14 protein-coding genes are annotated in these 12870 nt (G+C 55.4%); 12 read left to right on the forward strand and 2 right to left on the reverse strand.

The window, feature by feature from the left end; translation table 11 throughout:
* Positions 1-190: 190 nt before the first annotated feature.
* Both hemF and PUV47_RS09635 read right to left on the reverse strand, forming a co-directional pair.
* Positions 191-1102: an oxygen-dependent coproporphyrinogen oxidase gene (gene hemF / locus PUV47_RS09630; protein WP_274218345.1), complete on the reverse strand. Its 912-nt coding sequence runs from the start codon at positions 1100-1102 to the stop codon at positions 191-193.
* Positions 1103-1189: 87 nt separating this feature from the next.
* Positions 1190-1648 (reverse strand): tRNA (cytidine(34)-2'-O)-methyltransferase, encoded by a 459-nt coding sequence (locus tag PUV47_RS09635; RefSeq protein WP_274218346.1) that lies wholly within the window; start codon positions 1646-1648, stop codon positions 1190-1192.
* A 541-nt stretch (positions 1649-2189) separates the two neighbouring features.
* On the opposite strand from PUV47_RS09635, the gene PUV47_RS09640 reads away from it, so the two are divergent.
* The 12 genes from PUV47_RS09640 (at position 2190) to PUV47_RS09695 (ending at position 12868) form a co-directional block, all read left to right on the forward strand.
* The gene (locus tag PUV47_RS09640) at positions 2190-2573 is read left to right on the forward strand and encodes a hypothetical protein (protein WP_274218347.1); all 384 of its coding nucleotides are present in this window, start codon (positions 2190-2192) and stop codon (positions 2571-2573) included.
* Positions 2574-2629: 56 nt separating this feature from the next.
* Positions 2630-4468 carry an ABC transporter ATP-binding protein gene (locus PUV47_RS09645; RefSeq protein WP_274218348.1) on the forward strand — a complete coding sequence of 613 codons (1839 nt, stop codon included), beginning with the start codon at positions 2630-2632 and terminating at the stop codon, positions 4466-4468.
* A gap of 347 nt (positions 4469-4815) precedes the next feature.
* The gene (petA, locus tag PUV47_RS09650; RefSeq protein WP_274218349.1) at positions 4816-5376 is read left to right on the forward strand and encodes a ubiquinol-cytochrome c reductase iron-sulfur subunit; all 561 of its coding nucleotides are present in this window, start codon (positions 4816-4818) and stop codon (positions 5374-5376) included.
* Between the two features lie 23 nt (positions 5377-5399).
* On the forward strand, positions 5400-6641 hold the full coding sequence (locus tag PUV47_RS09655; protein WP_274218350.1) for a cytochrome b: 1242 nt from the start codon (positions 5400-5402) through the stop codon (positions 6639-6641).
* A gap of 23 nt (positions 6642-6664) precedes the next feature.
* The gene (locus tag PUV47_RS09660) at positions 6665-7510 is read left to right on the forward strand and encodes a cytochrome c1 (protein ID WP_274218351.1); all 846 of its coding nucleotides are present in this window, start codon (positions 6665-6667) and stop codon (positions 7508-7510) included.
* Positions 7511-7663: 153 nt separating this feature from the next.
* Entirely contained in the window at positions 7664-8539 is an 876-nt protein-coding gene (locus PUV47_RS09665; protein ID WP_274218352.1) for an S-methyl-5'-thioadenosine phosphorylase, read from the forward strand.
* A 180-nt stretch (positions 8540-8719) separates the two neighbouring features.
* Positions 8720-9241: an AAA family ATPase gene (locus PUV47_RS09670; protein WP_274218353.1), complete on the forward strand. Its 522-nt coding sequence runs from the start codon at positions 8720-8722 to the stop codon at positions 9239-9241.
* Positions 9242-9378: 137 nt separating this feature from the next.
* Complete coding sequence (locus PUV47_RS09675) at positions 9379-9927, forward strand: adenine phosphoribosyltransferase (protein WP_274218354.1); 549 nt, start codon at positions 9379-9381, stop codon at positions 9925-9927.
* Positions 9924-10601 (forward strand): 5,6-dimethylbenzimidazole synthase, encoded by a 678-nt coding sequence (gene bluB, locus PUV47_RS09680; RefSeq protein WP_337994499.1) that lies wholly within the window; start codon positions 9924-9926, stop codon positions 10599-10601. Before PUV47_RS09675 ends, bluB begins: the two co-directional genes overlap by 4 nt.
* A 19-nt stretch (positions 10602-10620) precedes the next feature.
* Positions 10621-11100 carry a GNAT family N-acetyltransferase gene (locus tag PUV47_RS09685; protein WP_274218355.1) on the forward strand — a complete coding sequence of 160 codons (480 nt, stop codon included), beginning with the start codon at positions 10621-10623 and terminating at the stop codon, positions 11098-11100.
* Between the two features lie 81 nt (positions 11101-11181).
* Positions 11182-11979, forward strand: coding sequence for a hypothetical protein (locus tag PUV47_RS09690; RefSeq protein WP_274218356.1), 798 nt, complete (start codon positions 11182-11184; stop codon positions 11977-11979).
* 79 nt (positions 11980-12058) lie between these two features.
* The gene (locus PUV47_RS09695) at positions 12059-12868 is read left to right on the forward strand and encodes a DeoR/GlpR family DNA-binding transcription regulator (protein ID WP_274218357.1); all 810 of its coding nucleotides are present in this window, start codon (positions 12059-12061) and stop codon (positions 12866-12868) included.
* Positions 12869-12870: the final 2 nt, after the last annotated feature.

Genomic DNA, 12870 nt, shown 5'->3' on the forward strand with positions numbered 1-12870 from the left:
TGCCCGTTTTGCGCTGGATCCCGGATCTGCGTTTCGCTTTCGCGCCACTTGTCCGGGATGACGCGAGTGGGTGGGAATTTCTCAATACCACCCGCAGCTGTAGGGAAGGTCAGGCGCCGGTTTGGCGGTGGTCACCTTGCAGATGCGTGCTCTCAACGTCGCTGGGATGACGAGAGGGGGGTGAGGTGGCTTAGGGCCACTTCACTACTGGAGGCATGGAGGAGAGGATGGAGGCAACGTTGCCGCCGGTCTTCAGCCCGAAGATGGTGCCGCGGTCGTACAGCAAGTTGTATTCTACATACCTGCCGCGACGAACGAGCTGCTCCTCACGCTGCGCCTCGGTCCATGGCTTGAGGTAGTTCGCACGCACAAGCTTCGGGTAGATCTCAAGGAAGTTGCGGCCAACGGACTTGGTAAAGGCAAGGTCCGCATCCCAGTCGCCGGTGTTGTGGTAGTCGTAGAAGATGCCGCCGATACCGCGCGGTTCGTTGCGGTGCTTGAGGTAGAAGTAGTCGTCGCACCACTTCTTGTAATGCTCGTAGTCGGCACCGTTGTGGCCGTGACACGCCGCCTTCATGGCCTCATGGAAGGCGATGGTGTCCGGGTCTTCCTGGGTGCGTCGGGCATCGAGAACCGGGGTCAGGTCAGCGCCGCCACCAAACCACTGGCGTGTGGTGACCACCATGCGGGTGTTCATATGCACCGCTGGCACATTTGGATTGTGCATATGAGCAATGAGGGAAATGCCGGAGGCCCAGAAACGCGGGTCTTTATTGGCTCCGGGGATCTGGCCGCGAAATTCCGGCGAGAACTCCCCGTGCACCGCTGACACGTGGACGCCCACCTTCTCGAAGACGCGGCCCTTCATCATGGACATGACGCCGCCGCCGCCCTTGGCTCCGGTATGATCGGTGCGCTCCCATGGTGTGCGCTCGAAACGCCCGGCAGGCTGATCGCTCAAGGGGCCGTTCTCAACGGCAATGTCGTCCTCCAGGTTCTCGAAGGCAGCGCAGATCTGATCGCGCAGCTCGGAGAACCAGCGGGTGGCGGTTTCCTTTTTCTCTTCGATGTTGGAGGGGATCGGTCCGCCGCGCTCACTCATGACATGCTCCAAAAACATTTGGTTTATTTAGAATTGTTCTCAACTAGGTGAAAATGCGGGTTGGTTCAAGCAGTAGTTTGGCCGCAGTCACGCAAAGCCATCCGTCTGGCGCAGGGCTTCGCCCAGAACCATGCCCGCTGAGATCGCCATGTTGAGGGAGCGCATGCCGTTCTTCATTGGGATGAGCAGACGATGGTCTGCGGCATGGTGCACATCTTCTGGCACACCCGAACTCTCCCGCCCCATGAGCAGAATGTCGCCGGGTTGGAAGGTGAACGTCGTGTAGGGCTCGGCTGCCTTCGTGCTCATGAGAACAAGGCGTCGCCCTTCTTGCTGCTGCCAGGCGCGGAAAGCATCCCAGCTGATATGGCGTTGCAGCTTGGCGCGCTCGATGTAGTCCATGCCTGCGCGTTTCAAAGCGTGATCGGAGAGGGGAAACCCCGCGGGTTCAATCAGGTGCAGTTGCACGTCCATGCAGGCAGCGAGGCGGAGCAGGGTGCCTGTGTTTTGGGGAATGTCGGGCTGGTATAGCGCAATGTCTGGCATGACGGCTCGCTGGACAAGATTTTCGTTTCTGGTTGGCGATCATGATAGCGGTGGGTCCCTGCCGACATAAGGGCCGTTCACGGGAAAGCTGTTGACTGGTTTTGAGGGGCAGAGACGAAGGTGTGTTGCGAACAGGGAACACTCATATGTTGCAATTTTGCAACGCGCCTGATTTTGTTCGTTTTTCCGCTGCGTCAGCACTGGCCAGTTCTCGGGGAATTGTTTAGGAACAACCCCGTAGCGGACAACGGCTTCGAATCTCTAGCGTATCGCAGAGGATTGGGCCTCACTGCCGGCGCCCTGCCGGTAAAACTGAGTGATTAGTAAGGGGAGACAATACATGACAGATACTATTGTACATGTGCTGGGCCACGTTTCCTCTGGCGCGACTTGCCCTGTCGGGGCGCTGACACGCGCTTAAGCCCACCCACTCGCTCTAAACAGCTTCACAATCTCACTACATCTATCGGGTAGAGGCAGATAGCTTCCCTTTATGGGAGAGGTGTCGCTGTTCTCTGCCCGCCTCGAAAGAGACAGAACCATGATTACTAGCGTGCTTTTGGCGCACTTGGCGTCAAGGGCTGATCCGCTGCTCAATAAAGAGCCGCGGTACGGCCTCCGCTTCTCTGAAGAAGAAGCATTTAAACAACCCAGTTTGTTCAACAGAGGGATTGCTTTTCTTGGCATGACTGTTGGCGTTGCTCTGCTTGCCTTTCTGCCGGCACTCTTGGCCGTCTTTTTTGGGCTCGACAGTGCGGAGCGCAACGGCCAGGTCATGACAGGTGAGCAAATCAGGTCCAGTATGGTGGATAGCCTGTTAGGCGCTGTCGTCGTCGGGCTTGGTATCAGCAGCTTCGTCTGGGCCTTGGCGCAAGGCCCAAATCCCTCTCGGGACAAATATGAGAGCGATGAGCGGATGCGGTAACGCATCTGCTCAAGTCCAGCCGGAAGGCTTTAGAATAAGACTTTAAGGAAGCCTCGATGTTCTCTCGATTTGAAGGGTTAGTGGACCCGTTCAATACTTCAGAAGTGAAGACGCCCCCTTCCACTTTTTGGGCGTTCATATGGTACTACACGAAGCCGTTTGCCCCTCTGTTGGCACTGGCTTCGTTCTTTGGGGCTTGTATTGCCGTTCTTGAAGTAACGATTTTCACGTTTCTTGGAGATCTGGTGAACTGGATTGGAACGGAGGACCCGTCCACCTTCTTCCAGAACAACTGGCCGCACCTGCTCTGGATGGGCTTTGTCGTGCTTTTGATCATGCCCGTGGTTGAGGCCATCTGGCAGCTGGTGTTCCATCAGGGCATCGTGGGGAACTTCCCCATGCTGATCCGCTGGCAGGGGCACCGCTATCTGCTGCGCCAAAGCCTGCCGTTTTTTCAGAACGACTTCGCCGGACGTGTTGCCAACAAGTTGATGCAGAGCGCGTTGGCAGTGCGCGAAGTGGTGACCCGGATTGCCGACATCTTCGTCTACGTGGTGGTCTATCTGACGGCGGCGGTGTTTGTGTTGGCATCAGCTGACTGGAAACTGGCTTTGCCGTTGGTGTTCTGGCTGCTTGCCTATCTGGGTGTGCTTTACTACTTCGTGCCGAAGCTGAAGGACATCTCGCGGCAGCAGGCTGATGCGCGTTCGGTGATGACAGGTCATGTGGTGGATGCCTATACAAACATCTCCACCGTGAAGCTGTTCTCCCATGCGGAGCGTGAAGAGGACTATGCCAAGGCCTCCATGAAGGACTTCATGGATCCTGTTCATCGGCAGATGCGCAATGTAACCCTGCTCAACATCGCCCTGACCAGCATCAACATGCTGCTTCTGTTCGCGGTTGGGGCCACATCCATTGGCCTTTGGAGCTATGCCCTTGTAACAACAGGAGATATCGCCATCGCGATTGGTCTGGTGCTACGTTTGCAGGGCATGTCTCAGTGGATCCTTTGGGAAGTGGCGGGTCTGTTTGAAAACGTTGGTACTGTTCAAGACGGTATGGCGACCCTGTCCAAGCCGCGTGAAGTTGTTGATGTGAAAGATGCCAAGGACCTTGTGGTTCAGGATGCTGGGATCGAGTTCCAGAACGTGCGCTTCCACTATGGCAAGGAAAAGGGCGTGCTGGAAAATCTGTCGCTCTCCATCAAGCCGGGCGAGAAAATCGGTCTGGTGGGGCGTTCCGGAGCAGGTAAGTCGACCTTGATGAACCTGCTGCTGCGGTTCCATGATCTGGAAGGCGGCAAGATTACCATCGACGGGCAGGACATCTCGCAGGTCCGGCAGGAAAGTCTGCGTCAGGCGATCGGTGTGGTTTCGCAAGATACCTCGCTGTTGCACCGGACAATTCTGGAGAACATCACCTACGGCAAGGAAGGTGCGTCTCTGGAAGAAGCGACGGAGGCCGCTCGCAGAGCGCATGCACTGGAGTTCATTCAGGAGCTGCGCGACAAGGAAGGCCGAGCCGCCTTTGATACGCTCGTAGGTGAGCGTGGCGTGAAGCTCTCAGGAGGCCAGCGCCAGCGTGTCGCCATTGCGCGTGTGCTGTTGAAGGATGCGCCGATCCTTGTTCTTGATGAGGCCACCTCAGCTTTGGACTCTGAGGTCGAGGCGGCCATTCAGGAGAGCCTGTTCGAGCTGATGCAGGGAAAGACCGTAATTGCTATTGCGCACCGGTTATCTACGATTGCTGCGATGGATCGACTGATTGTGATGGATCAGGGAAAAATCGTAGAAATGGGGCCGCACGAGGAGCTTTTGGAGGCTGGAGGCATCTATTCCAACCTTTGGCAGCGTCAATCTGGTGGTTTTTTGTCGCAGATTGCGGCGCAATAACTGCGAGTCAGAATGAATCAACCTATAGCCGTCGCAGAAAAAACTGCGGCGGCTTGCCCTAGGGGCGCTTGAAAATGCACGACTTTCTTACTAGGTAATTGGTCGTTGGAAGTGTTCTAATCCACCGAATTGCGTAATTTTCCCAATTTTGATGCGACAATAAGTCCACTTTTCGCCGTGGTCGCTGGACAAGTGCGCGCGTTAATGTCAGATAAACCACGCTAATATAATTGCGTATTTCGCGCATGGGCGCCTACAGCTAATTCACGGTCGATTTACATCGAAAAACATCGAGTGAGGGCTTGGTGGGGCGTTGAGAATTTAACCTGTTTCGAGAGGACGCGACCTTGGAACACTCTGAAACGGCAGAACCAAACCGCCGCGACTTTCTATACCTGGCAACAGGTGCTGTGGGAGCAGTTGGCGTGGGTGCAATCGCCTGGCCTTTCATCCACCAGATGAACCCGGATGCATCGGCATTGGCACTGGCGTCTATTGAAGTTGATGTGTCAGCCATTGAGGTTGGACAATCCATCACCGTCACATGGCGCGGTAAACCAGTTTTCATCCGCCAACGTACTGACAAAGAGATCTCCGAGGCGAACAGCGTGCCTGTTTCCGACTTGCCGGATCCAATTGCACGCAATCTCAACCTCGAAGCCAACGCTGAAGCGACCGACGTTAACCGCTCGGCGGAAGGTAAAGAGCCATGGCTTGTCATGGTTGGCATTTGTACGCACCTCGGTTGCGTGCCATTGGGAGAAGCAGGCGACTTTGGTGGCTGGTTCTGCCCATGCCACGGATCTCACTATGACACCGCTGGCCGTATCCGTAAGGGCCCCGCTCCGGAAAACATGCTGGTGCCCCCTTTCGCTTTCGTTGACGACGAAACAATTCGCATCGGCTAAACGGATCAAGTCTGGAGGCAGCTATGGCTGGGCATACTAAATATGTACCGCAAAGTGCACCTGCAAAGTGGCTCGAAGCCCGTTTGCCGGTGATTTCGCTCATTCGCGGAAGCTTTGTGGACTTTCCTACCCCGAAGAACCTCAATTACTGGTGGACCTTCGGCGGCATCGCATTCTTCGTTCTCGTTGTGCAGATCGTGACCGGCATCGTGCTGGTGATGCACTACACACCGCATGTGGATATGGCATTCCGCTCTGTTGAACACATCATGCGTGATGTGAACTTCGGCTGGCTGATCCGCTACCTGCACTCGAACGGTGCATCCATGTTCTTTATCGCCGTTTACATCCACATCTTCCGTGGCATGTATTACGGCTCCTACAAGGCACCACGCGAAATCTCATGGATCCTCGGTGTGATCATCTTCCTTCTGATGATGGCAACCGCATTCATGGGCTACGTTCTGCCTTGGGGCCAGATGTCCCTTTGGGGCGCAACCGTGATCACCAACCTGTTCTCTGCAATTCCGGTTGTAGGTGAAGCTGTTGTGACATGGCTGTGGGGTGGCTTCTCTGTCGGTAACCCGACCCTGAACCGCTTCTTCTCCTTGCACTACCTGCTGCCATTCGTTCTGGTGGGTATCGTGCTGCTGCACATCTGGGCATTCCACACCACAGGTAACAACAACCCGACGGGTGTCGATCCGAAGTCCGAAAAGGACACGATCCCATTCCACCCGTACTACACCATGAAGGATTTGCTCGCGATCGTCGTGTTCATGATCTTCTTCTCATGGTTTGTGTTCTACCTGCCAAACTATCTGGGTCACGCGGACAACTACATCGAGGGCAACCCGCTTGTAACGCCAGCACACATCGTTCCTGAATGGTACTTCCTGCCATTCTACGCGATCCTGCGTGCTGTTCCTGACAAGCTGGGTGGTGTGCTTCTGATGTTCGGCGCAATCGCGGTTCTGTTCATCCTGCCATGGCTGGACACATCCAAGGTTCGTTCCGGTACGTTCCGTCCGCTGTTCAAGATCTTCTTCTGGCTGTTCGCATTCTACTGTGTGATCTTGGGCTGGCTGGGCGCCATGCCTGCAGAAGGCATCTACGTAACGCTGTCTCAGATCTTCACCACACTGTACTTCGTGCATTTCCTGGTCATTCTGCCAATGCTCGGATTTATTGAAAAACCGAGCAGGCTGCCGGAATCGATCAACGATGCTGTGCTTGCCGATAACGGCAAGACAAGTGCAGCTTGATCGGAGCGGGGGACTTTAAGACAATGAAAACATTTCTCGTCAAAAGCGCTCGTGCTCTGACTGTTGCTTGCGGCGTTATCATGGCTGGTACGGCGGCTCAGGCCGCCGGCGAAGGCCCACACGTTGAGCGTCAGCAGTGGTCTTTCTCTGGCCCGTTTGGTCAGTTTGACAAGGCGCAGCTGCAGCGCGGCTTTCAGGTGTACCGCGAAGTTTGTGCATCCTGTCACGGTCTCAACTACGTTGCTTTCCGCAACCTGGCTGATGACGGTGGCCCGGGCTTTTCTGAGGACGAAGTCAAGGCGCTGGCCGCTGACTACGTGATTGAAGATGGCCCGGATGATGCCGGTGACATGTTCGAACGTGAGGGCAAGCCGTTTGACCGCTTTCCATCACCTTTCGCGAACGAGCAGGCAGCACGTGCATCTAACAACGGTGCTTACCCGCCAGACCTGTCTTTGATAGCTAAGGCTCGTGCGGTTAAGCGTGGTTTCCCCTGGTTCGTGACGGATATCTTCACTCAGTACCAGGAAAACGGTCCGGACTATCTCTATGGTCTTCTGACTGGCTACCATGAAGCGCCTGAGGGCTTTGAGGTTCCAGTAGGTCAGTACTACAACACCGGTTTCATTTCCGGTCAGACCTTGGCCATGGCGCCACCGCTGTCCGATGAAATCGTTGAGTACACCGATGGCACGCCGATGACCGTTGACCAGTACGCCCGTGACGTTTCTGCGTTCCTGATGTGGACTGCAGAACCAAAGCTGGAAGAGCGCAAGCAGCTCGGCCTTGGTGTCATGATGTTCCTGATCCTGTTTGCGTCCTTGCTGTACTTCACCAAGCGCAAGATCTGGAAAGATGTAGATCACTAAGTCGGCAAGACTTGAGGATTTGAAGGCCGCCCCCGGGCGGCCTTTTTTATGGTGGGGCCGTTTTGGCTTGAGAAACCCTTGCGGTTCTGCATGCTGGAGCGCGGGTTTGAGTTTGGCGCATTTGGTGCAAGTTGAAGAGAAAGTGGTTTTGCTATGAAGTCAGTTCTTGGAATTGTTGGTGGCTCTGGGCTTTACGATTTGCCGGGCTTTGAAAACAGCAGCTGGGAAACCATCGAGAGCCCTTGGGGGGAGCCGTCTGACGCGCTGCGCATTGGCGAGATTGATGGGCTGAAGGTTGTGTTCTTGCCGCGCCATGGCCGCGGGCACGTTTATGCGCCGAGTGACATCAACTACCGCGCCAACATCGATGTCTTGAAGCGTGCTGGCGTGACGGATCTGGTCTCTGTATCGGCTTGTGGTTCGCTCAAAGAAGACTATGCGCCGGGCACGTTTGTTCTGGTCGATCAGTTCATTGACCGCACTTTCGCGCGCCCGAAGAGCTTCTTTGGCAAGGGGTGTGTGGCTCATGTTTCTGTGGCCGAGCCGGTGTCGCCAAAGCTCCTCGACCTCGTAGAGCAGAGCTGCAAGGACGAAGCCCTGACCTACAGTCGCGGTGGAACCTATCTGGCGATGGAAGGGCCGCAGTTTTCTTCCATGGCCGAAAGCCACCTTTACCGTCAATGGGGCTGCGACGTGATTGGCATGACCAACATGCCGGAGGCGAAGCTCGCCCGTGAAGCGGAGATGAGCTACTGCACCGTTGCCATGGTAACCGACTACGACAGTTGGCATCCGGGTCATGGGTCGGTGGACATTGCCGACATCATTCGAGTTCTGAAAGAAAACGTCGCCCATGCACAGCGGCTGGTGTTGAACCTTGCCAAGCGTTTTCCGCGTGACCACGAGCCATGTCCCATCGGATCCAACAGTGCACTGGAATATGCCATCATGACGGCACCTGAAAAGCGTGACCCTGAGCTGATCGCCAAACTGGACGCCGTGGCGGGGCGTGTACTGAGCAGGGCATAGGTTGCAGGCGCCGTGGACTTGCATCCGCTTCCATGGCATCGTGAGGTTATGAGAACCAACTTTCAGATTTCTGGCGCGCGGCGTCTGTTGCGAATTATCAGCCCGGCCTGAACTGCCGGGCCGGGGTTATTTGCATCTGATTGTTAAATGCGCGTTCTGCGCTTTCCAAAGGGTTTTCTCATGTCACAAGACAAGCCTGTTCTGCACCTGATGTGCGGCAAGGTCGCTTCCGGCAAATCTACGCTTACTGCAAAGCTTGGCGAACTACCGAATACGGTTGTCCTCGCCGAAGATGAATGGCTTGCGGGCCTTTATGGAGACCAGATGGTCTCAATCTCCGACTTTGTGCGCTGTTCTGCGAAGCTGGAGGCGGTGATTGGCCCGCACACCGTTGCCTTGTTGAGGGCAGGTGTTTCAGTGGTGTTGGATTTCCACGCCAACACGGTCGAACGGCGGCGCTGGATGCGCTCCATTGTGGAGGCGTCTGACGCCGAGCATCGGCTTCACTATCTGGATGTGCCTGATGAGGTGTGCAAGGCCCGCCTTAGAGCGCGCAACGCCAAGGGGGAGCATCCCTTTGCGGCGAGCGACGAACAGTTCGAACAGCTTTCGCGGCATTTCGTCGTGCCGAGCCCGGAGGAGGGGCTTGATGTTGTGGTTCACCGCTTCGACGGCGCGTGGTCGCCCATTGAAGCTGACTGACGCAGCTCATAATGTGCCGCGGGTTCCATGTGCTACCGATGATGCGACCTTGGTCTAAAGGTCGGCGTGGTGTAGATTGGCCCGCTATTTCGGAATCAACGGAGAGCGCGCGCTCTCCGTCAACATAGAGCAGGACCGTGTCTGAGAACTCAATTCGTGAAGAACTGATTGAATCCATTCGTACCATTCCAGACTACCCTTCAAAGGGCATTCTGTTTCGGGACATCACGACGCTCCTTAAAAACGCGCGTGCGTTCCGCAGAGCTGTAGACGCCCTTGTGCAGCCTTATGCGGGCTCCAAGGTGGACCAGATCGCGGGCATTGAAGCACGTGGGTTCATTCTGGGCGGTGCGGTTGCTCACCAGCTTTCTGCTGGGTTTGTGCCTGTGCGCAAGAAGGGCAAGCTGCCGTGTGAAACCGTGGAACAAGAGTATGAGCTGGAATATGGCTCCGATGTCATTGAGATGCATCTTGATGCAATCAAGCCGGGTGATCAGGTGCTCTTGGTCGACGACCTCATTGCAACCGGTGGTACTGCTGAAGCAGCGGTTTCCCTGTTGCGTAAGGCGGGGGCGGAAATTGTCGCTGCGTGCTTTATAATCGATTTGCCAGATCTGGGTGGACGTGCCAAACTTGAAGCCATGAACGTACCTGTGCGTACATTGGTGGAGTTTCCAGGGCATTGACTTCTTTGAGTTCTGAGGACATTCCGAGTTTCTCGGGAGCATTTGAGAACCAATTTGAACTGCTACTGAAATGGCGGCGCGACGTTCGCCATTTTTTGCCCGATCCCGTTTCCAGAGACGATCTCGATCACCTACTTCAGGTTGCTGACCTTGCTCCTTCTGTTGGGAACAGTCAGCCTTGGCGCTTTGTGATTGTGGAGACGCCTGAGGTGCGAAGCGCGGTCTATGAGAGTTTCAAAAAGGCCAACGGCGAAGCCTTGGCGGGCTACAAGGGCGACAAAGCCAAGACCTATGCCACGTTGAAACTCTCGGGCATTGAGATCGCCCCCGTGCAGCTGGCGGTGTTTTGCGAGCAGGACCCTGTGCAAGGGGCCGGACTTGGTCGCCAGACCATGCCCGAAACACTGAATTACTCTGTAGTTTCAGCAATCTATAATTTATGGCTGGCAGCGCGTATACGTGGGATCGGCGTTGGTTGGGTCTCTATCCTTGACCCTCAGGCCATAACGAAAGCTATGGGGGCCCCAGACAGTTGGTGTCTTGTGGCCTACTTGTGCATCGGATACCCGGTTCAGGAAACAGATACGCCTGAACTGGAGACATTGGGGTGGCAGAAGCGAACCTCGCTAGAGACACGGATCTTTTCGGACAAGGAACTGCGCCGAAAGGATTGAGTTTAGGAAGGACATATGGATGGCGGTTGTTATCAGACCGATTGAAGAGCAGGACCGCGATCTTGTGGTTGACCTGCTGGTACGGCGCTGGACAAGCCCTGACATCCTGATTGAAGGCGAAATGATCGACGCCTCCCGGCTGCCTGGTTATCTGGCGCTGGAAGATGGGCGTTTGGTCGGCCTCGTGACGCTGATCAAGCGGGACGCGGAGTGGGAGATTCTCACGCTTGATTCGCTCCAGCGCTGGGGTGGCGTCGGCACAATGCTGCTGGATGCAGTGGTTGACAGCGCACTTGCGGAAAATATCCCCCGTCTAATGGTACGTACCTCCAACGACAATCTGGACGCTTTCCGCTTCTACCAACGTAGAGGTTTCCGGCTTGAACGCGTCGTGCAGGGCGCAATTGACGAAGAGCGCAAGCAAAAACCTGAGATCCCCGTAACCGGACTTCATGGTATACCAATCCGCGATGAAGTTGTATTTGGTCGACCTCTTTAAAATTTAATCTACTTGTCGTAAGGGTAGGTTAATTGAACGTTGTTTAATTTGGGCTGGGGTTGGGATCAGCTCGGGGGATCAATGACACCAAAGGTTCTGGAGGAGCTGGTCAAGAGTCACCGTACCATTCGTGTGGTTACGGCGCAGGAGATTCTTGGCCTGAGCGAGCCCGTCTTTTCCAAGTTGATAGACGAAGCCGTCCGCCGGAAAACTGTGCGTGTCAGTGACGACAAGCTCATTTCCCAAATTCCGCAGGCCGAAGAAAACATCGGCGTGCGCATGCACAATCGCTTTCGCGAGAAAGACGCGATAGGGAAGCTTGCAGCGCAGCAGGTTGGCGCGAACAGTCATTTACTTATCGAAAGCGGAAGCACGCCTGCCTACTTCGTCAAGCATCTGAACTTCCAAGACAACATCAGCATCTCCACCACCAGCCCGCTTATTGCCCAAAGTATTGTGGTGCAAAAGCACTATATCGAGGTGGAGGTGATTTCGGGAAGCCTGACGCCCGGAAACTCAAACCTGCACGGGCCGGAAGCGATCAACCGGATTGAGCAGATCGACGCAGATTGGTCGATCATCAGTCCAGTGAGCCTGAACGCAGAGCAGGGGCTCGCCTACTACTTTCGGGAGGATATCCTTGTTTGTGAAGCGATGCAGCGAAACGGCAAGAAGACAATGGTGATTGCGGATAGCTACAAGTTCGGTGTGCCAAGTAGGTTTTCTTCGAATGTGCCGATGGAGATAGACTTACTTGTGACGGATGCAGGTTCTCCTGCCGAACTGGATGCCGTTTGCAAGGTCTTGAAGCCAAAAGAAGTTCTGCTTGCGGATCCGGAAACCGAGGAGCGCAGCGAGCTGACGCTTCTGGATACATAGTTTATTAGGGTAGATACACTAGGATTTTTACCCAGCATATTTTTTAGTTTTGCGTCTCGGGGTGGGGTGACTGGTCAGAATGGTTAGCGAGCTAATGGTCGATGTGCTGGCCAACCTGGTCAAGCGATACAGGCGCATCGAACTCAAGACAGTCTGCGAGATACTGAATATTGATCCGTCGAGTGTGGGTGAGATTGCAAACTCTCTCGCCTTGAGAGAACATTTTGACCTTTATGACGACACGCTGTTCTATCTGGCACCGCGTGAAGAGGATCGCTATTCCGTCCGCCTCCGCAGTCACTACACCGAGAAGTTTGCGATTGGACAGCTGGCTGCGACCCTGTTCCGTCCCGGCGATCATCTGATGATTGAGGCCGGGAGCACCATGACCATCTTCACGCAGAACCTTACGGACGTTCCGGGGCTGCGCATTTCGACCAACAACTATGCAGTTGCCTCACATATGGTGAGCTCCAACTCGACTTGTCAGGTGCGTATCATCGGTGGTCATTTGAAGGCCGATGGCGGCGGCTGTATGGGCGAACTGGCTGAGGCGAATGTGCGTGCCACACCGGCAGACTGGGCCATTATCTCGCCGGTGGGGGTCTCCGCTGAGGGGGAGATCATGTACTACGATGCGCAGGAGGCATCCTTTGCCCGCGCCATGTCTCAGAGCTGCACCAAGACCATTGTGCTGTGTGACTCCAGCAAGGTGGGGGTGCCCAGTCGGCATACGGCCATCGAGCCGCAGGACGTGGACTACTTCATTACCGACAGCTATTTGAAACCACTGTCTCAGGCGCGGCTGATGCGCTCGGGCCTGCGGGCATTGCGCATTGCCCAAGTGGAGGTAGAGACTGCCAGCGAAATCGTTATGCTGGACGTTTAGGC

Source organism: Pseudovibrio exalbescens (assembly GCF_028737195.1).
Classification (GTDB): Bacteria; Pseudomonadota; Alphaproteobacteria; order Rhizobiales; family Stappiaceae; genus Pseudovibrio; species Pseudovibrio zosterae.